The sequence below is a fragment of the Enterobacter mori genome (assembly GCF_025244905.1).
GTDB classification, from domain to species: Bacteria; Pseudomonadota; Gammaproteobacteria; order Enterobacterales; family Enterobacteriaceae; genus Enterobacter; species Enterobacter mori_A.
Genome location: NZ_CP104285.1, coordinates 713,142 through 732,825 on the forward strand (window position 1 = coordinate 713,142; position 19,684 = coordinate 732,825).

The 19,684-nt window shown below is 54.3% G+C and carries 19 protein-coding genes and 1 riboswitch; of the genes, 10 read left to right on the plus strand and 9 right to left on the minus strand.

Annotated features, from left to right (window positions below; all coding sequences use genetic code 11):
* Positions 1–8: 8 nt before the first annotated feature.
* From thiQ to sgrR, 4 genes are all read right to left on the minus strand, one after another.
* Complete coding sequence (gene thiQ, locus N2K86_RS03400; protein WP_260660471.1) at positions 9–710, minus strand: thiamine ABC transporter ATP-binding protein ThiQ; 702 nt, start codon at positions 708–710, stop codon at positions 9–11.
* Entirely contained in the window at positions 694–2,304 is a 1,611-nt protein-coding gene (thiP, locus tag N2K86_RS03405; RefSeq protein ID WP_260660472.1) for a thiamine/thiamine pyrophosphate ABC transporter permease ThiP, read from the minus strand. Before thiP ends, thiQ begins: the two co-directional genes overlap by 17 nt.
* Entirely contained in the window at positions 2,280–3,263 is a 984-nt protein-coding gene (gene thiB / locus N2K86_RS03410; RefSeq protein ID WP_260660473.1) for a thiamine ABC transporter substrate binding subunit, read from the minus strand. Before thiB ends, thiP begins: the two co-directional genes overlap by 25 nt.
* Before the next feature lie 31 nt (positions 3,264–3,294).
* Positions 3,295–3,395, minus strand: a riboswitch (TPP riboswitch).
* Between the two features lie 36 nt (positions 3,396–3,431).
* On the minus strand, positions 3,432–5,087 hold the full coding sequence (gene sgrR, locus N2K86_RS03415; RefSeq protein ID WP_260660474.1) for an HTH-type transcriptional regulator SgrR: 1,656 nt from the start codon (positions 5,085–5,087) through the stop codon (positions 3,432–3,434).
* 88 nt (positions 5,088–5,175) lie between these two features.
* On the opposite strand from sgrR, the gene sgrT reads away from it, so the two are divergent.
* The 3 genes from sgrT to N2K86_RS03430 all read left to right on the plus strand — a co-directional run bounded on the left by sgrT (position 5,176) and on the right by N2K86_RS03430 (position 6,996).
* Positions 5,176–5,328 carry a glucose uptake inhibitor SgrT gene (gene sgrT, locus N2K86_RS03420; protein ID WP_260660475.1) on the plus strand — a complete coding sequence of 51 codons (153 nt, stop codon included), beginning with the start codon at positions 5,176–5,178 and terminating at the stop codon, positions 5,326–5,328.
* Positions 5,329–5,448: 120 nt separating this feature from the next.
* Positions 5,449–6,627, plus strand: coding sequence for a sugar efflux transporter (locus N2K86_RS03425; protein WP_260660476.1), 1,179 nt, complete (start codon positions 5,449–5,451; stop codon positions 6,625–6,627).
* Positions 6,628–6,843: 216 nt separating this feature from the next.
* Complete coding sequence (locus N2K86_RS03430; RefSeq protein ID WP_260660477.1) at positions 6,844–6,996, plus strand: Hok/Gef family protein; 153 nt, start codon at positions 6,844–6,846, stop codon at positions 6,994–6,996.
* A 92-nt stretch (positions 6,997–7,088) separates the two neighbouring features.
* On the opposite strand, the gene leuD is transcribed toward N2K86_RS03430, so the two are convergent.
* The 5 genes from leuD to leuL all read right to left on the minus strand — a co-directional run bounded on the left by leuD (position 7,089) and on the right by leuL (position 11,948).
* The gene (leuD, locus tag N2K86_RS03435) at positions 7,089–7,694 is read right to left on the minus strand and encodes a 3-isopropylmalate dehydratase small subunit (RefSeq protein WP_023616037.1); all 606 of its coding nucleotides are present in this window, start codon (positions 7,692–7,694) and stop codon (positions 7,089–7,091) included.
* A gap of 10 nt (positions 7,695–7,704) precedes the next feature.
* On the minus strand, positions 7,705–9,105 hold the full coding sequence (leuC, locus tag N2K86_RS03440) for a 3-isopropylmalate dehydratase large subunit (protein ID WP_260660478.1): 1,401 nt from the start codon (positions 9,103–9,105) through the stop codon (positions 7,705–7,707).
* 2 nt (positions 9,106–9,107) lie between these two features.
* The gene (leuB, locus tag N2K86_RS03445; protein ID WP_023310385.1) at positions 9,108–10,199 is read right to left on the minus strand and encodes a 3-isopropylmalate dehydrogenase; all 1,092 of its coding nucleotides are present in this window, start codon (positions 10,197–10,199) and stop codon (positions 9,108–9,110) included.
* On the minus strand, positions 10,199–11,770 hold the full coding sequence (gene leuA, locus N2K86_RS03450; RefSeq protein ID WP_260660479.1) for a 2-isopropylmalate synthase: 1,572 nt from the start codon (positions 11,768–11,770) through the stop codon (positions 10,199–10,201). The genes leuB and leuA overlap by 1 nt, the downstream gene beginning before the upstream one ends.
* 91 nt (positions 11,771–11,861) lie before the next feature.
* Complete coding sequence (leuL, locus tag N2K86_RS22620) at positions 11,862–11,948, minus strand: leu operon leader peptide (protein WP_071786497.1); 87 nt, start codon at positions 11,946–11,948, stop codon at positions 11,862–11,864.
* 637 nt (positions 11,949–12,585) lie between these two features.
* On the opposite strand from leuL, the gene leuO reads away from it, so the two are divergent.
* The 7 genes from leuO to ftsL all read left to right on the plus strand — a co-directional run bounded on the left by leuO (position 12,586) and on the right by ftsL (position 19,678).
* Positions 12,586–13,530 carry a transcriptional regulator LeuO gene (gene leuO, locus N2K86_RS03455; protein ID WP_260660480.1) on the plus strand — a complete coding sequence of 315 codons (945 nt, stop codon included), beginning with the start codon at positions 12,586–12,588 and terminating at the stop codon, positions 13,528–13,530.
* Between the two features lie 379 nt (positions 13,531–13,909).
* On the plus strand, positions 13,910–15,634 hold the full coding sequence (gene ilvI / locus N2K86_RS03460; RefSeq protein ID WP_260660481.1) for an acetolactate synthase 3 large subunit: 1,725 nt from the start codon (positions 13,910–13,912) through the stop codon (positions 15,632–15,634).
* A gap of 1 nt (position 15,635) precedes the next feature.
* On the plus strand, positions 15,636–16,127 hold the full coding sequence (gene ilvN / locus N2K86_RS03465; protein WP_003856371.1) for an acetolactate synthase small subunit: 492 nt from the start codon (positions 15,636–15,638) through the stop codon (positions 16,125–16,127).
* A 180-nt stretch (positions 16,128–16,307) separates the two neighbouring features.
* Positions 16,308–17,312, plus strand: a complete 1,005-nt coding sequence (cra, locus tag N2K86_RS03470; RefSeq protein WP_010426996.1) for a catabolite repressor/activator — start codon at positions 16,308–16,310, stop codon at positions 17,310–17,312.
* Between the two features lie 601 nt (positions 17,313–17,913).
* Positions 17,914–18,372: a division/cell wall cluster transcriptional repressor MraZ gene (mraZ, locus tag N2K86_RS03475; RefSeq protein WP_010426995.1), complete on the plus strand. Its 459-nt coding sequence runs from the start codon at positions 17,914–17,916 to the stop codon at positions 18,370–18,372.
* Positions 18,373–18,374: 2 nt separating this feature from the next.
* Complete coding sequence (gene rsmH / locus N2K86_RS03480) at positions 18,375–19,316, plus strand: 16S rRNA (cytosine(1402)-N(4))-methyltransferase RsmH (protein ID WP_010426994.1); 942 nt, start codon at positions 18,375–18,377, stop codon at positions 19,314–19,316.
* Complete coding sequence (ftsL, locus tag N2K86_RS03485; protein ID WP_006173860.1) at positions 19,313–19,678, plus strand: cell division protein FtsL; 366 nt, start codon at positions 19,313–19,315, stop codon at positions 19,676–19,678. Before rsmH ends, ftsL begins: the two co-directional genes overlap by 4 nt.
* Positions 19,679–19,684: the final 6 nt, after the last annotated feature.

The following is a 19,684-nucleotide window of genomic DNA, read 5'->3' on the forward strand; positions in this document are numbered from 1 at the left end:
AGAGGGCATCAGACCTCACGAATACCTAAAAGTGAAGACGCCCCCGCCCTACCACTCAGCAGTTCTTCTGTTTTTCCATCCCACAAAATACGCCCTTCGGCAATCACCACCGATCTCGGCGCAATCCGCGCGGCATCCTCAATACTGTGCGACACCATCAGCATCGTCAGCTGCTGGCGCTTGCAGACGTCCTGCACCAGGGCGAGCATCTCCTGACGTAGCGCGGGATCGAGCGCAGAAAAGGGTTCATCCAGCAACAGCACCGGCTGCGCGCGCACCAGACAGCGTGCCAGCGCCACGCGCTGACGCTGACCGCCGGAAAGCTCACCCGGCAGCCTGTCGATGAACTCGGTGATCCCCATTTGCGCGGCAATACTCTCCAGCTTTTGGCGCTGGGCGTCGTTCAGCTTGAGTCCCGGATGCATTCCCAGCGCGATGTTTTGTCGCACCGTCAGATGGTTAAAGAGGTTGTTTTCCTGAAACAGCATCGAGACCGGACGCTTTGCCGGCGGAGTTCGGGTATGGTCCTGGTTTTCAATCACGATCGATCCGCTCGCCGGTTGCAGAAAACCGGCAATCAAATTAAGCAGCGTACTTTTCCCCGCGCCGCTTGGGCCAAGCACGGCAATCATCTCCCCCTGACGCACGGAGAGCGTGAAGCGCATCGGCAAATGCTGGTAAAGCCAGGTTACATCAGTCAGTTCTAACATCACGCCCCGGAAGTTTTTCGATAACGGTGAATAACGCAAAGCACAGCAGCAGCAGTAAGAGTGCAGTGACGGCACCATCCTGGCTGCGGTAGGAGCCAATTTGCTGGTAAAGCCAGAACGGCAGGGTGCGGAAGTCTTCATTACCGAAGAGTGCCACCACGCCAAAATCGCCAATCGACAACACGCAGGCAAAGGCCAGCGCCTGGGCGAGCGGACGTTTCAGGGCGCGGAGTTCCACCACTTTCAGCCGCTGCCAGCCCTGCATACCCAGCGACTGACACAGCAAACTGTAGCGGCTGTTCACGTCGCGCATCGGATTTTCCAGCACCTTGAGCGCGTAAGGGATAGCCATCAGTGCGTTGGTGAAAATCACAATGCCGTCGGCGCTTTCCGGCAGACCGATGGTGCTGTTGAACAATAAAAAGAAGCCCGTCGCCAGCACGATGCCCGGCATCGCCAGAATCAACATGCCCGTCAGCTCCAGCATTTGCCCGGCTTTTTCCGCCTGGCGAGCGTAGAGTTCACGGCTGCTCCACAGCAGCATCATGGTCAGGAGGACGCACAGTAAACCTGCCCCCAGCGCGATACGCAGCGAGGTCCAGGTAGCTTGCCAGAGGACGGGCTGTTGCAGGACGGACATGAGATTAAGGTTAAGCCCGTCAACGATAACGGCCATCAGCGGCGGCAGCAGTAGCAGAAGCGCCAGCGCGATAAGGATGACATCGGCGACGCGGCTGTGCAGGCTGTCCTGCGGATCGCGCCAGCCGGCTATCTGATTACTGCCGGGAGGAAGGGCTTTACTCAGCCGCTGGCTCAACAGCACCAGTACCAGACAGCACGTCATCTGGACTATCGCCAGCAGCGCGGCGCGACCGGGATCGTAGTCGTAACTCAGCGCCTGGTAAATCGCCAGCTCGATGGTGGTGGCCTGCGGCCCGCCGCCGAGTGACAGCACGGTGGCAAAGCTGGCGAAGCAGAGCATGAAGATTAATGCCGCCACGGGTGGGATCTGGCGGCGCAGCCACGGCCATTCGACAAAGCGGAAGAATGACCAGCCGCGCATGCCAAGCTGAGCGGCAATCTGGCGTTGTTCGCCGGGAATGTTTTCCAGCGCCTGCAAAAAGAGGCGCGTTGCCATCGGCATATTGAAAAACACGTGCGCCAGCAGAATGCCCTGCAGGCCGTAAGGAGAGAAGGTCCATTCCAGACCAAGCTGGGCGAACAGCGACGCCAGCCAGCCCTGGCGACCGTAAACGCTCAGAATACCAAATACCGCCACCAGCACGGGCAGGATCAGCGTCATGGCGCACAGGCGCAGCAGCGCCTGCCTGCCGGGAAAACGCCGCCGATACAGTGCTCGCGCCAGAAAAATGGCCGGGATCGCCGAGAGCAGGGCAGAGAGAAACGCCTGCCAGAAGGAGAACCGGATCACGTGCCAGAGGTAGCTGTCGTGCCAGAGGGCAAACAGGTCACTCTCCGGCGCGTTAAACCACAGTGCAAGGAATGCCCCCAGGCTGACCGCCACCATCAGCAGGGCGGCGAGCAGACCGGGGATTAACCAGCCGGGAATCAACGGCTGACGGCGCGTTGCCATTCACTTACCCATGCAGCACGCTGCGCGGCGACCTGCTGCGGTGTAAACTCCAGCGAGGTTGTTGGTTTGGTCAACTGCTCGAAACCTGCTGGCAGCGCAACGTTAGTGACCGGATACATCCAGTTGCCCGCTGGAATGGCGTTCTGAAACGCCGGTGAAACCATAAATTTCAGGAACTTCTCGGCTAGTTCCGGCTGTTTGCTGGCGGCGGTACGCGCTGCCACTTCCACCTGCAGGTAGTGACCTTCAGCAAAATTCGCCGCAGCGTAGTTGTCTTTCTTCTCGGCGATGATGTGGTAGGCCGGAGAGGTGGTGTAGCTCAGCACCAGGTCGCTTTCACCTTTCAGGAACAGGCCATAGGCTTCGCTCCAGCCTTTGGTCACGGTGACGGTTTTGGCGGCCAGTTTTTGCCACGCTTCCGGTGCTTTATCCCCATAGACCTTTTGCATCCACAGCAGCAGGCCCAGCCCCGGCGTACTGGTACGCGGGTCTTCATAAATCACGCGCCACTTCTGGTCACTTTCGACCAGCTCTTTCAGGCTCTTCGGCGGGTTTTTCAGCTTGTTCTTGTCATAGACGAAAGCAAAGTAGCCGTAGTCGAACGGCACAAAGGTGTCGTTTTTCCAGCCGCCCGGCAAGTTAACGGCATCTGCCGCCACGCCGCTTTTGGCAAACAGTTTGGTTTGCGAGGCGGCTTCCAGCAGGTTGTTATCCAGCCCGAGCACTACATCAGCCTTGCTGTTTTTCCCTTCCATGCGCAGGCGGTTGAGCAGCGACACGCCATCTTCCAGCGCGACGAACTTCAGCTCGCAGTCACAGTCAGCTTCAAAGGCTTTTTTGACTACCGGGCCAGGGCCCCAGTCGGCAGAGAAGGAGTCATAGGTGTAGACCGTCAGGACGGGTTTGGCAAAAGCAGGCAGCGCAAACAGCGCCAGCAGAGGAAGAACGTTTTTTAACACTTTGCACCTCAAAGTTGAGTGGCAAAGGATTTTGAGCGACAGCCTCAAATCCCTTCGCCGGCGTTATCCGGATCAGGTTCGACGGGTATTATCTCAGCGCACATCTGTGATGCAGCACCCCGTTGAGAACGGCGCTATTGTAATGATTTGGTGAATATTACGAAAGCGTTATGGCTCCGGCGGCGCAAACCAAGCGGATTTAAAATCAAACCAGCCCAGAGTGTTCATCCGCAGGCCGCGCATACTGCGCTGGCCCTGGATCATCAGCCAGTGGTGAATCAACGGTACGATCGCCTGTTCGGCCAGCAGCTGCTGGCACCACGCAGCAAGATTCATTTCTCCCGCACGCCATTGGGCGGCATCCGCCTGCCAGTCACGGTCGATGCAGTGCTGGATCAGCGGGACTTCATACAGGTGCGAGAAGAGAGAGAAATCGAGCGGCAGGGTAAAGTTGGCGCTGTTAAGCCAGATATCACTGGCGATCTCCCCCTGATGCCATTCGTCATAGTCCACTTCCCTGACGTCTAACGTGACCCCCTCGGCTGCCAGCAGCCGGGTCATGATTCTGGCAATAAAACGATGCTCAACGTGTTCGCGGTAGTAGGTCAGGGTGATGGACTCCAGCCCTGCGGGTTTGTCGCAGTGCACCGGGCGGGCGTGGTGCCAGCGCGGAAGCAGGCCGTACGCCGGAAACCAGTATGTCTGGTACTGCTCTTCCGCATGGTAGATCAGATTGGAAGGGGACAAAACGTGGCTGATCCACTCGCGGACGGCCTGGTTTGCCCCACGGTGGGTGCGGCGGTCAAAGAGGAGATAGTAACAGCCCTCCTCAAGGCGACTCTCCACGGCTTTTTCTCCCGTGGTGGGGCCTTCAAGCGTCAGCCCGCAGCTGAGATCTTCATTGAGATCCGGTAATACCCACACGTTCACTTCGTCAATCAGCGCCCGATAGCCAAAGTAGTCATCGAACGCGCGGATTTTCAGCTGGTTGCTGTTATTGCGGGATACGGAGTAGGGCCCTGTGCCAATCGGCAGGCTGGCAAAATTGTTCATCGATTCCCACTCGCCGGGCAAAATCATCGACGGCACATAGCCCAGCAGCCAGGGAAGCCATTTGTCCTGCTGCGATAGCTCAATATCCAGCGTCCATGCCGTTGGGGAATGGATGCGGGAAATGTGCGAATAAAGCGGTAGTCTGCAGGCGCGTTCCAGAGAGGCGATGACGTCGTGCATTTCCAGCTCGCGACCGTGGTGAAAGTGGATGCCGGGGCGTAAAAAGAAGCGCCAGTGGAGTGAAGAGAGTTGCTGCCAGTGGTGCGCGATATCCGCCTCCAGTTCCCCATTTTCCTCATTTATGCGCGTCAGCCCGCTGAAGATTTGTCGGGCCATGTGGGTTTCAGACCGCCGTAACGCCGTACCGGGCAACAGATTTTTCATCGGACGGTAGTAAAGCACTCGCAGAATATGGCGGCCCTGACGAAAACTGCGTCCGAGATGGGAAACCAGCATCTGGCGCACGGCGGCCTTGTTGCCCACCAGCTGTACCAGCTGATCGATGCGGTCCTGCTCAAGAAGATCTTCCGCCCGCTGCTGCTGCAACGCCAGCCCGGTATAGAGAAAGGTCAGACGCGAGCGTTTGCCGCGCCCCGCCTCCGCTTCCCAGCTTAACCAGCCCTGTTGCTGCATGGTGTTGAGCAGCGTGCGCATATGGCGGCGGGAACAGCTAAGCAGGTCAGCCAGCTCGTTAAGCGTGGTCTCCTGCGATTGCCCCTCGCAGCACTGCCAGAGGCGGATAAATTGTTGTTGCAGACGACCGGAAGGCATAAAAGGGGAACTCCTGACAAAAAACCAGCAATTTATTTATCCCTATATTAGGCCAATAATACTTCCCGATGAAGCGAGGAGGTAAATTATGAAGAGGTCTACCGCACGTCAGTTTTATCAGCAGTACTTTTCAGCGACAAAAGGATCGTCCTGGCTGACCCGCCAGTGTGCAGAGCAACGGCTGAAAATGTTAGAAGAACTGATGCAGTGGGACGTTACGAAACCGACCTCTTCCCGCTAACTCGCCTCGATCATGTGTGACTGAGTATTGGTGCTAATCACCCGCCAGCAAAATGTTTTTGCTGGCTTTTTTCGTTTACTATTTCACCCAATTTCGATTCGCTTTCACAAGGACTTGCGCATGCTGTGGTTGATGACGATGGGGCGACGCCTGAACGGCGTGTATGCCGCTTTTATGCTGGTCGTCTTTATGATGGGCGTGGCGGGGGCGCTTCAGGCACCGACGCTGAGCCTGTTTCTCAGCCGCGAGGTGGGGGCGCAGCCGTTCTGGGTGGGGCTGTTTTATACCGTCAACGCGATTGCCGGGATCCTGGTCAGCCTGTGGCTGGCAAAACGATCCGACAGTCAGGGTGACAGGCGCAGGCTGATCCTCTTTTGCTGTGCGATGGCCGTAGGCAATGCGCTGCTGTTTGCCTTTAACCGTCATTATTTGACCCTCATTACCTGTGGCGTGCTGCTGGCCTCTCTCGCGAATACCGCCATGCCGCAGCTGTTCGCGCTGGCTCGCGAATACGCCGATAGCTCGGCGCGGGAAGTGGTGATGTTTAGCTCCGTGATGCGCGCACAGCTCTCGCTGGCGTGGGTCATTGGACCGCCGCTGGCCTTCATGCTGGCATTGAACTACGGCTTCACCACTATGTTCTCCATCGCCGCCGGGATTTTTGTCATCAGTCTGGCATTGATTGCCTTAGCGCTGCCGTCTGTGGCGCGTGTCGAACAGACAACGGATAAACCTGTCACCCAGGTGAGCGGCTGGCAGGATAAAAACGTCCGCATGCTGTTTATTGCCTCCACGCTGATGTGGACCTGCAACACCATGTATATCATCGATATGCCTCTGTGGATCAGCAGCGATCTGGGTCTGCCGGACAAGCTTGCGGGGATCTTAATGGGAACTGCCGCCGGGCTGGAAATTCCGGCAATGATTCTGGCGGGATACTACGTTAAGCGCTTCGGAAAACGCAGGATGATGATCGTCGCCATGGCGGCCGGGGTACTGTTCTACGCGGGGCTGATCCTCTTCCATTCGCGTGAAGCCTTGCTGGCGCTGCAGCTGTTTAACGCCGTGTTTATCGGGATTGTTGCCGGGATCGGCATGCTCTGGTTCCAGGATTTAATGCCGGGACGCGCTGGCTCTGCGACCACGCTGTTCACCAACAGCATTTCAACGGGCGTTATTCTGGCAGGGGTGATTCAGGGCGCGCTGGCGCAAAGTTACGGGCATGGCTCAGTTTACTGGATGATTGCCGCGATTTCGGTGGTTACGCTTGGGCTGACCTGCCGGGTTAAGGACGTCTGATTCTGGAAGGCAGCTTCACGAAATGAAACGACTTTCTGACAGGTACCCGGAAGGGGAATAGAGTGCGTGGCGGGTGCTTGAGGCTGTTTGCCTCAGGCTTTCGCAAGAGGCAAACAGTGGAGAGTCCCACATCAAAAAACTGATGGGGAGACCAACTTCACAACCAACATTGCGAGGTTAGTCTCTTCATTGCCGAAAAGCAATAAGGAGGCTGGAATGCCAAAACGTACTCTGCTGTTAGGTTTGTTTCTGATCTGTACGACGCTGTTGATCTTCACCTGGATGGTGCGCGACTCGCTGTGTGAGCTGCATTTCAGACAGGAGAAAACAGAGCTGGCGGCAGTGTTGGCTTACGAAGTAAAACGTTAGCGGTATTGGCGGGGGATGTTTCCCCGCCACTCCAGAGTGGTTGAGCCTCAACGCACCCTTATGAATGGCCCGCTTTCTGCGGGCCATTGCCGTTAGCCCATAAACGCAGGCTGTTTTTTCTCGTACGCTGAGATGGCGTCTTCGTGCTGCAGCGTCAGGCCAATGCTGTCCAGGCCGTTCAGCATGCAGTGACGGCGGAACGCATCAATGCTGAAGCTGTAGGTCTTATCACCGGCTTTCACCACTTCCGCTTCCAGATCCACTTCAAACGACATGCCTGGATTTGCCTTAACCAGCGCAAACAGCTCATCGACCTGTTCATCGCTCAGCGTGACCGGCAGCAGCTGGTTGTTAAAGCTGTTGCCGTAAAAGATATCCGCGAAGCTCGGGGCAATAACCACCTTAAACCCGTAGTCGGTGAGCGCCCACGGCGCGTGTTCACGGGATGAGCCGCAGCCAAAGTTTTCCCGCGCCAGCAGGATGGAGGCACCTTTGTATTCCGGAAAATTCAGTACGAATTCCGGATTAGGTACTTCGCCCTTATCGTCGAGGAAACGCCAGTCGTTAAACAGATGTGCTCCAAAACCGGTACGCGTCACCTTCTGCAAAAACTGTTTCGGAATAATAGCGTCAGTATCGACGTTAGCGGCGTCCAGCGGGACAACCCGGCCCGTATGTTGGGTAAATTTCTCTGCCATGATTGTCTCCTTATTTCAGGCTGCGAATATCGGCGAAATGGCCGGTGACTGCCGCAGCGGCGGCCATTGCCGGGCTAACCAGATGGGTACGCCCACCGCGGCCCTGACGGCCTTCAAAGTTACGGTTGCTGGTGGAGGCACAGCGCTCGCCCGGATTCAGGCGGTCGTTGTTCATCGCCAGACACATGGAGCAGCCGGGCAGACGCCATTCGAAGCCTGCTTCAATGAAGATCTTATCCAGGCCTTCTGCTTCAGCCTGCGCTTTAACCGGACCGGAGCCTGGCACCACCAGCGCCTGTACGCCCGGTGCCACTTTGCGGCCTTTGGCAATCTCGGCGGCGGCACGCAAATCTTCAATACGGGAGTTGGTGCAGGAACCGATAAAGACTTTATCAATGGTTACGTCGGTCAACGGAACGCCGGGCTTCAGCCCCATATAGGCCAATGCTTTTTCCGCGCTGGCGCGCTCGACCGGATCGGCGAAGGAGGCCGGATCGGGGATGCTGTCGTTAACGGAAATCACCTGGCCCGGGTTGGTGCCCCAGGTCACCTGAGGCGCAATCTCTTCTGCCTGCAGCGTGACAACGGTATCGAACGTTGCCCCATCGTCCGTTTTCAGGGTTTTCCAGTAGGCAACCGCGTCGTCAAAATTCTGACCTTTCGGCGCGTGCAGACGGCCCTTCACATAGTTGAAAGTGGTATCGTCCGGCGCGACCAGACCGGCTTTTGCGCCCATCTCAATGGCCATATTGCACAGGGTCATACGACCTTCCATGCTCAGCGCCTGGATGGCTTCACCGCAGAACTCAACAACATGACCGGTGCCGCCTGCGCTGCCGGTTTTGCCGATGATGGCCAGCACGATGTCTTTCGCGGTAATGCCCGGCGCGGCTTTACCCTTCACTTCAATCTTCATGGTTTTGGCGCGGCCCTGTTTCAGGGTCTGCGTTGCCAGCACATGTTCCACTTCGGAAGTGCCAATCCCGAACGCCAGGGCACCAAACGCGCCGTGTGTGGCGGTATGGGAGTCGCCGCAAACGATCGTCATGCCCGGCAGGGTGATACCCTGTTCTGGCCCCATCACGTGGACGATGCCCTGATACGGGTGGTTCAGATCGTACAGCTCAACGCCAAACTCGTTGCAGTTCTTAATCAGCTCCTGCATCTGGATACGCGCCATCTCACCCGAAGCATTAATGTCTTTGGTCTGGGTGGAAACGTTGTGATCCATCGTCGCGAAGGTTTTACCCGGCTGACGTACCGGGCGCTTGTGCGCACGCAGGCCGTCAAATGCCTGAGGTGAGGTCACTTCGTGTACCAGGTGGCGGTCAATGTACAGCAGCGGGGTTTCGTTTGGCGCCTCGTAGACAACGTGCGCGTCAAACAACTTTTCGTATAACGTCTTAGCCATGATTACACCCCTTCAGCGACATAGCGGGCAATGATGTCGCCCATTTCATCGGTACTGACTGCTGCCGTGCCGCGTGCCAAATCACCGGTACGGACGCCTTCTTCTAACGCCCGGTTAATGGCGTTTTCAATTGCGGTTGCTGCATCGCCTGCATCCAGGCTGTAGCGCAACAGCAGGGCCAGGGAGAGGATCTGCGCAATCGGGTTGGCAATGTTTTTGCCTGCGATATCCGGCGCGGAGCCGCCCGCAGGCTCGTACAGGCCAAAGCCTTCTTCATTCAGGCTTGCGGATGGCAGCATCCCCATGGAGCCGGTGATCATTGCGCATTCGTCAGAGAGGATATCGCCGAACAGGTTAGAGCACAGCAGCACGTCAAACTGGGACGGATCCTTAATCAGCTGCATGGTCGCGTTGTCGATGTACATGTGCGACAGCGCGACGTCCGGGTACTGCTTAGCGACTTCGCTGACGATCTCGCGCCACAAAATGGAGGACTGCAGCACGTTGGCCTTATCAATGGAGGTCACTTTATGGCGGCGTTTGCGCGCCGACTCAAACGCGATATGGGCAATACGTTCGATTTCGAAACGGTGATACACCTCGGTGTCGAACGCTTTCTCGTGTTGTCCGCTGCCTTCACGTCCTTTCGGCTGACCGAAATAGATCCCGCCGGTCAGTTCACGCACACACAGAATGTCGAAACCGTTGGCGGCGATATCCGCGCGCAGCGGGCAGAACTCTTCCAGACCCTGATACAGCTTCGCCGGACGCAGGTTGCTGAACAGCTTGAAATGTTTACGCAGCGGCAGCAGCGCGCCGCGCTCTGGCTGCTCTGCTGGCGGCAGGTGTTCCCATTTCGGGCCACCGACGGAACCAAACAGCACGGCATCGGCATTTTCGCAGCCTTCCACGGTCGCTTTCGGCAGTGGCGTACCGTGGTTATCAATCGCAATACCGCCCACGTCGTAGTGGCTGGTGGTAATTTTCATCGCAAAACGCGCGCGAACGGCTTCCAGTACTTTCAGCGCCTGTGCCATCACTTCCGGACCAATACCGTCGCCCGGTAACACAGCAATATGGTAATTCTTCGACATTACACGGTTTCCTTGTTGTTCTCTTTATTCTGAGCTTTGCGTTGCAACTCTTTTTCGACTTCGGCGGCGCGCCAGATGTTGTTCAGAACATGCACCATCGCTTTTGCGGAGGATTCAACGATATCGGTCGCCAGGCCCACGCCGTGGAAGCGCCGACCGTTGTAATTCACCACGATATCCACCTGACCCAGCGCGTCTTTACCGTGCCCTTTAGCCGTCAGGTCATATTTCACCAGCTCAACGTCGTACTCGGTGACGCGGTTAATCGCCTGGTAGATGGCATCGACGGGGCCGTTACCGTTAGCGGCCTCTGCTTTAATTTCATCACCGCAGGCCAGTTTGACCGAGGCGGTGGCGATGTCGCTGGAGCCGGACTGCACGTTGAAGTAATCCAGACGGAAGTGCTCAGGCTCTTCCTGCTGCTTGTTAATAAAGGCCAGCGCTTCCAGGTCATAGTCGAACACCTGACCTTTTTTGTCGGCCAGCTTCAGGAACGCGTCGTACAGCTGATCCATATTGTAATCGCTGTCCTTATAACCCATCTCTTCCATACGGTGTTTCACCGCCGCGCGGCCGGAACGGGAGGTCAGGTTCAGCTGCACCTGGTTCAGACCGATGGATTCCGGAGTCATGATTTCGTAGTTTTCACGGTTCTTCAGCACGCCATCCTGGTGAATACCGGAGGAGTGAGCGAACGCGCCAGTCCCAACAATCGCCTTGTTCGCCGGGATCGGCATATTGCAGATCTGGCTGACGGTCTGGCTGGTGCGCCAGATTTCGTTGTGATTAATGCGCGTATTCACGTTCATAATGTCTTTGCGCACTTTGATCGCCATGATCACTTCTTCCAGCGAACAGTTACCTGCACGTTCACCGATACCGTTCATCGCGCCTTCTACCTGACGCGCACCGGCGTGAACGGCCGCGATGGCATTCCCCACGGCCAGGCCCAAATCATCATGGGTGTGAACGGAGATAATCGCTTTATCAATATTTGGCACGCGGTCATACAGGCCGGTGATGATGTTGGAGAACTCAAACGGCATGGTGTAGCCGACGGTGTCCGGGATGTTGATGGTTTTTGCGCCCGCGTTGATGGCGGCTTCGACGACGCGCGCCAGGTCTTCAATTGGCGTACGGCCAGCATCTTCACAGGAGAACTCAACGTCATCGGTATAGTTGCGTGCGCGCTTCACCATGTAGACCGCGCGTTCGATTACCTCATCCAGCGTGCTGCGCAACTTGGTCGCGATGTGCATAGGCGAGGTCGCAATAAAGGTATGGATACGGAAGGCTTCAGCCACTTTCAGCGACTCGGCTGCCACATCGATATCTTTCTCTACGCAGCGTGCCAGGCCACATACGCGGCTGTTTTTAATGGTGCGCGCAATGGTCTGAACGGATTCGAAATCACCCGGAGACGAGACCGGGAAACCGACCTCCATCACGTCGACACCCATACGTTCGAGAGCCAGCGCAATCTGCAGTTTCTCTTTCACACTCAGGCTCGCCTGTAATGCCTGTTCACCGTCACGTAAAGTAGTATCGAAAATAATGACTTGCTGGCTCATGGGTTAGGTCCTTGTCAGTCTTAGGGCGCCTTGCTACGAGCATAAAAAAACCCGCGCAGTGGCGCGGGTTTTTAGTCTTACTGGTGACGATTCAACGCTGAATTTCGCCCGCCAGTCTACCGCGCACAGTGGATGCGTTTAGTAGTAGTAGACCGGTGAAACGAATGGTGCGTGTCATGAACCGTGCTCCGTTAAATTCAATATGCTTTTAGTGGTACTGGATACGGCTGTTCATGTCAACCCTCGGTGGCAAATTTACACCTGCTGGCACGATCTCGCTGATTATTAGATTTAGCTAATTGTGCTGGCTTTCTCGTTTGTGACCTCTTTAATTGTCTATTTTTGGACTTGAAATTTATCACCGGAATGATTTCAATATATTTAGTATCAATTGAACATACTTTGTTTGCCATCGCGCCGGGGATTGAAATATGTGTTATTTCATTAATTTATGCGCGTGGTGAATGATTCAGAAACGAACGCGTTGGGCGTATTGATAAAACTTTGTTAACTAACTCAGCGGTGTTAGTGTTAATAGTTTAATGAAACTTAAGTTATTATTAACCTGAGGGGTGATTGTTTATTCATCTGAACTATGGTTTCATGCCAATCCTAATGTTACCGATATCAATTTACGTTGATTTTTTTCCCTGAGTCAACGAGATGCATCTGCCCTCTATTGATGAGTGGGTCTTTATATTTTCCGAATTTTAAATAATTCTCTTTCGCTGGTCGTATATGCATGGTAAATCATATTTTTCGAACTTATTACAATGCTCTGGCAGAGGGAGTTTAGCGTGACAGTGGAGTCAGAAATGCCATTAAATAATATTAATCAACCTCAGGTTTATGACGGGGTTAAACCTCAGTTACGCACTGTGGATCTCAATCTGTTAACCGTTTTTGACGCGGTAATGCAGGAGCAGAATATCACGCGAGCAGCTCAATCCCTTGGCATGTCTCAACCCGCGGTAAGTAATGCGGTGGCCAGGCTTAAGTTGATGTTTAACGACGAATTATTTGTTCGTTACGGGAGGGGGATTCAGCCCACTGCTCGCGCATTCCAACTGTTTGGCTCTATTCGTCAGGCGCTGCAACTGGTACAAAATGAACTGCCTGGTTCAGGCTTTGAACCCTTAAGCAGCGAGCGAGTTTTCCATTTATGCGTTTGCAGTCCACTCGACAATTATTTGACCTCTATTATATATAATAAAGTTGAAACGATTGCGCCAAATATTCATCTGGTTTTTAAGTCTTCATTAAATCAGAACACTGAGCACCAGCTTCGTTATCAGGAAACGGAGTTTGTCTTAGGTTACGAAGAGTTTCGTCGCCCGGAGTTTTCCTGCGTACCGCTATTTAAAGATGAAATGGTCCTGGTCGCCAGTAAAAAACACCCGAGAATGAATGCTCCGCTGCGTGAAAACGATGTTTATAATGAGCAACATGCCGTTGTCGCCCTCGACAGGTATGCTTCATTTAGTCTGCCGTGGTATGACACCGCGGATAAACAAGCGAGCGTTGCTTACCAGGGGATGGCAATGGTCAGCGTATTAAATGTCGTTTCCCAGACACACCTGGTTGCTATTGCCCCGCGTTGGCTGGCGGAAGAGTTCTCTGCACAGCTTAATCTGCAAATTTTGCCATTACCCCTCAAGCTTAATAGCCGTACTTGTTATCTCTCATGGCATGAGGCAGCTGGTCGGGATAAAGGGCATCAGTGGATGGAAGAGTTGCTTATCAGCGTCTGTCGTCGATAAGCGCGTCAGGATAAATCGCATTAATACATGCGGTTTATCCTGGTATTTTTAACGTAAATGGTATTTTGTTCTGAATGATTTTTTTCTTACGGTTGTCATACCGTCAAAAATAGATGATTTCCTGAATCATCTCACTTTTAAGCGATGATTCATTATCTCGACCTCTAACAACAGATGAATTCACCATAACCTTCCTGACTGGCTCTCTTTTCTGCTTCGGAGGGCATTTCCCCCGCCTTGTTTGCCAATTGCCTGCCTTATAACGAGCGGTTAAGGTAACGATCACTCTGCATTATATAAGATGGGTTAATCCCTATCGTAAGACGGGGCGGAAATGAATTCTGCTTTCTGTCTATAACAAAAAGCCTGGAGGCAAAGCATGGAGATGTTGTCTGGCGCGGAAATGGTCGTTCGATCGCTGATCGATCAGGGCGTGAAGCAAGTGTTCGGCTACCCGGGAGGCGCAGTCCTCGATATTTATGATGCGCTTCATACGGTAGGCGGCATTGACCATGTTCTGGTTCGTCATGAGCAGGCGGCGGTACACATGGCTGACGGGCTGGCCCGTGCGACGGGTGAAGTAGGCGTGGTATTAGTCACGTCGGGTCCTGGTGCGACGAATGCCATTACCGGTATCGCGACAGCGTATATGGATTCCATACCACTGGTCATTCTTTCCGGTCAGGTTGCAACCTCCTTGATTGGCTACGATGCTTTTCAGGAATGCGACATGGTGGGGATTTCACGCCCCGTGGTGAAGCACAGCTTCCTGGTGAAGCAAACCGAAGACATTCCCGGCGTGCTGAAAAAAGCCTTCTGGCTGGCAGCAAGCGGGCGTCCAGGCCCGGTAGTGGTCGATCTGCCAAAAGATATTCTGAACCCGGCGAATAAGCTGCCTTACGTCTGGCCGGAATCGGTGAGCATGCGCTCCTACAATCCAACGACGCAAGGCCACAAAGGCCAAATTAAGCGCGCGCTGCAGACGCTTGTGGCAGCGAAAAAACCGGTGGTCTATGTGGGTGGTGGTGCCGTTAACTCCGCCTGTGGAACGCAGCTGCGTGAGCTGATCGAAAAGTTGAATCTTCCTGTCGCATCGTCGCTGATGGGGCTGGGGGCATTCCCGGCAACGCATCGTCAGGCGCTGGGGATGCTGGGTATGCACGGCACCTATGAAGCCAACATGACGATGCATAACTCGGATGTGATCTTTGCTGTTGGCGTACGGTTTGACGATCGCACCACCAATAACCTGGCGAAATACTGCCCGAATGCGACCGTGTTGCACATTGATATCGATCCCACCTCTATTTCGAAAACAGTCCCGGCAGATGTGCCGATCGTCGGGGATGCGCGTCAGGTCCTTGAGCAAATGCTGGATCTGCTGGCGCAGGAAACGGTCTCTCAGCCGCTGGATGAGATCCGCGACTGGTGGCAGCAGATCGAACAATGGCGTGGGCGTCAGTGCCTGAAGTACGACACGCAAAGTGAGCAAATTAAGCCGCAGGCGGTGATCGAAACGATCTGGCGTCTGACCCACGGCGAGGCGTATGTGACGTCTGACGTCGGCCAGCATCAGATGTTTGCTGCCCTCTATTATCCGTTTGATAAGCCGCGCCACTGGATCAATTCAGGGGGCTTAGGCACGATGGGCTTCGGTTTGCCAGCCGCGCTGGGGGTGAAGCTGGCGCTGCCAAATGAAACCGTGGTCTGTGTGACCGGGGATGGCAGTATTCAGATGAATATTCAGGAGCTGTCTACTGCGCTGCAATATGAGTTGCCGGTTCTGGTGCTGAACCTGAACAACGGTTATCTCGGCATGGTGAAGCAGTGGCAGGATATGATCTACTCCGGACGCCATTCTCAATCCTATATGAAATCTCTTCCGGACTTTGTCCGTCTGGCTGAAGCCTATGGTCATATTGGTATGCGGGTGACCGATCCGGCAGAGCTGGAAACGAAGCTTGGTGAAGCGCTTGAGCACGTGAAAAACAACCGCCTCGTGTTCATGGATGTCATCGTGGATGGCACCGAACACGTTTATCCGATGCATATTCGCGGTGGTGGTATGGACGAAATGTGGTTAAGTAAAACGGAGAGAACCTGATATGCGCCGGATATTATCTGTACTACTGGAAAACGAATCTGGCGCACTGTCACGCGTCATCGGGTTATTCGCTCAACGTGGTTATAACATCGAAAGTTTGACCGTTGCGCCGACCGACGATCCCACGCTGTCGCGCATGACGATCCAGACCGTCGGCGACGCCAAGGTGCTTGAGCAGATCGAGAAACAGCTGCACAAGCTGGTTGATGTGCTGCGCGTGAGTGAGCTGGGGCAGGGCGCTTATGTTGAGCGTGAAGTGATGCTGGTAAAAATTCAGGCCAGCGGCTACGGACGTGAAGAGGTCAAACGTAACACGGATATTTTCCGTGGGCAGATTATTGACGTCACGCCATCTATTTATACGGTTCAACTGGCGGGGACGAGTGATAAGCTGGATGCCTTTCTGGCCTCCGTGCGGGATGTGGCAAAAATTGTAGAAGTCGCGCGCTCTGGCGTGGTTGGCCTTTCGCGCGGCGATAAAATCATGCGTTAGTTGTCAAAAAGGTTCGCCTCTTTCTGCCCGGTCACCAAAGCCGGGCTTTTTTTTTGTGTAATCAGCCGACAACGCAGATAAAAGCGGTTGCCGCGAAGGCTTTTCTGCGTTTAGATGTTAAAAGATTTAACCATAACCTTGACAGGGCCATGGACTCTTTTCTTTTTTTAAGGGGCAATTGTGAAACTGGATGAAATCGCCCGGTTAGCCGGCGTGTCACGAACTACGGCCAGCTATGTGATTAACGGTAAGGCAAAGCAGTATCGTGTCAGCGATAAGACCGTTGAAAAAGTCATGGCGGTGGTTCGTGAGCATAACTACCATCCGAATGCTGTCGCAGCCGGTCTCCGCGCTGGACGCACCCGCTCGATTGGTCTGGTGATCCCAGACCTGGAAAACACCAGCTATACCCGTATCGCCAACTATCTCGAACGTCAGGCACGCCAGCGTGGCTATCAATTACTGATTGCTTGTTCTGAAGACCAGCCCGATAACGAGATGCGTTGTATTGAGCACCTGCTCCAGCGCCAGGTGGATGCCATCATCGTGTCAACCTCATTACCCCCAGAGCATCCTTTTTATCAGCGCTGGGCAAACGATCCATTCCCGATTGTTGCACTCGACCGTGCCCTTGACCGGGAGCATTTCACCAGCGTCGTCGGTGCCGATCAGGATGATGCGGAAATGCTGGCGGCCGAGCTAAGAACCTTCCCGGCCGAAACTGTACTCTATCTTGGCGCACTGCCAGAGCTTTCGGTGAGCTTCCTGCGTGAGCAAGGTTTCAGAACCGCCTGGAAAGAGGACCCGCGTGAGGTTCACTATCTCTATGCAAACAGCTATGAACGCGAAGCCGCCGCACAATTGTTCGAAAAATGGCTCGAAACGCATCCAATGCCTCAGGCGCTGTTCACGACCTCATTTGCGTTGCTGCAGGGGGTAATGGATGTGACGCTGCGTCGTGACGGGAAGTTGCCATCGGATCTGGCCATCGCAACGTTTGGTGATAACGAACTGCTTGATTTCCTGCAGTGCCCGGTTCTGGCCGTGGCTCAGCGGCACCGCGACGTGGCCGAACGCGTGCTGGAGATTGTCCTGGCGAGCCTGGATGAACCCCGCAAACCGAAGCCAGGCCTCACCCGCATCAAACGTAATCTTTATCGTCGTGGCATTTTAAGCCGTCATTAATCAATTCCTGGGGCCGTGAAAACAGCCCCCATTTTACAGAATTAATGGTTATCTTAATTCCCGCAGTAAAATTAGGATAATTCCTTAGGAATCATAGTCTGCTATATTTCTTAATTCGTCGGAGCGTTTAAATTGCCTTTAAAAGAATACTGATACGTTTTTAAAAGGCTAATTTTGTATTGTTTTGTTACAAACCTGCTTCGGGTGATGAATATTCAAACGTTTTTTCTCTCTCCCTTCTGGCTAGCCTGCCCGCCGTTGAACGCTCAGGATGCCGCGATGAATCTGGCGCTGTTATCCCCTGGCAATATGTCTTAAAATGCTGCCCGCGTCGCAAACTGACACTTTATATTTTCTTGCGATGATATTGAGTGAGCCTTAACGCTAGTGTGCATATTCGGTTTTTTTCTTACAAATATTCATAACGTTAATTTTGCCTCGCCAGTTGTGCAGTTATTAACCAGGTCTGTTTATCTCTGTAAATAGAGGGCTTTCGGGTCCGTATAGAGAGAGTCCTGGCTTGACAAGCTTTTCCATCGCTCCGTAAACTCCTTTAGGTGGGAATTTGTGGGTTAAAGTGGTGAGGAGGGGTGAGGCTGGCATGTTCCGTGGAGCAACGTTAGTCAATCTCGACAGCAAAGGGCGCTTATCGGTACCAACCCGATACCGCGACCAGCTGATTGAGAACGCTTCAGGTCAAATGGTTTGCACCATTGACATCAACTCCCCCTGCCTGCTGCTTTACCCTTTACCCGAATGGGAAATTATTGAGCAAAAGCTGTCGCGACTGTCGAGCATGAATCCGCAAGAGCGCCGCGTACAGCGGTTGTTATTGGGGCATGCCAGTGAGTGTCAGATGGACAACGCAGGACGATTACTGATTGCGCCTGTGTTGCGGCAACATGCGGGTCTGACAAAAGAAGTGATGCTGGTCGGGCAGTTCAACAAGTTTGAGCTGTGGGACGAAACGACCTGGTATCAACAGGTCAAGGAAGATATCGACGCTGAGCAGTCCGATTCCGCAACATTATCGGAACGGCTGCAGGACTTGTCTCTATAAATATGATGGAAAATTATAAACATACAACGGTGTTGCTGGATGAGGCCGTTAACGGTCTGAATATTCGTCCAGACGGCATCTACATTGATGGCACTTTTGGTCGCGGTGGCCACTCGCGTCTGATCCTCTCTCAGCTAGGAGCGGAAGGACGTCTGCTGGCAATCGATCGCGATCCGCAGGCGATTGCCGTTGCGCAAACCATCGATGACCCACGCTTTTCCATCGTGCATGGACCTTTTTCTGCGCTGGCGGATTACGTAGCTGAGCGCGGCCTGACGGGCAAGATCGACGGAATTCTTCTCGATCTTGGCGTCTCTTCACCTCAGCTTGATGATGCAGAGCGCGGATTCTCCTTCATGCGCGATGGTCCACTGGACATGCGCATGGATCCGACGCGCGGCCAGTCTGCTGCAGAGTGGTTACAAACAGCTGACGAAGCGGATATCGCCTGGGTCATCAAAACCTTCGGCGAAGAGCGTTTTGGTAAACGTATCGCGCGCGCCATCGTTGAACGAAACCGCATTGAGCCGATGACGCGTACCAAAGAGTTGGCCGAGGTGATTGCAGCCGCAACACCGGTGAAGGATAAGCACAAACATCCCGCGACCCGTACCTTCCAGGCGGTTCGTATCTGGGTAAACAGTGAACTGGAGGAAATAGAGCTGGCGCTAAAAAACTCGCTCGACGTGCTGGCCCCGGGTGGGCGGTTATCCATCATCAGCTTCCATTCGCTGGAAGACCGCATTGTGAAGCGCTTTATGCGTGAACAGAGCCGCGGTCCTCAGGTTCCAGCGGGGCTGCCGATGACGGAAGAACAACTCAGGAAGCTGGGTGGCCGTCAGTTGCGAGCATTAGGCAAGTTGATGCCGGGCGAAGAAGAGGTGGCAGAGAATCCACGTGCCCGTAGTTCAGTGCTGCGAGTTGCAGAGAGGACGAACGCATGATCGGCAGAGTGACAGAGACCCTAAGCAAAGTTAAGGGATCGTTAGGAAGCAACGAGCGCCATGCTTTGCCTGGCGTGATCGGCGACGATCTTTTGCGGTTTGGGAAGCTGCCACTCTGCTTGTTCATTTGCATCATTGTGACGGCAGTAACGGTGGTGACAACAGCCCACCATACACGTTTATTGACTGCGCAACGCGAGCAGTTGGTCCTGGAACGCGATGCGCTGGATATTGAATGGCGAAATCTGATCCTTGAAGAAAACGCGCTCGGCGATCACAGCCGGGTTGAACGGATCGCAACGGAAAAGCTGCAGCTGCAGCATGTTGATCCATCGCAGGAAAATATCGTAGTACAAAAATAAGGGAAA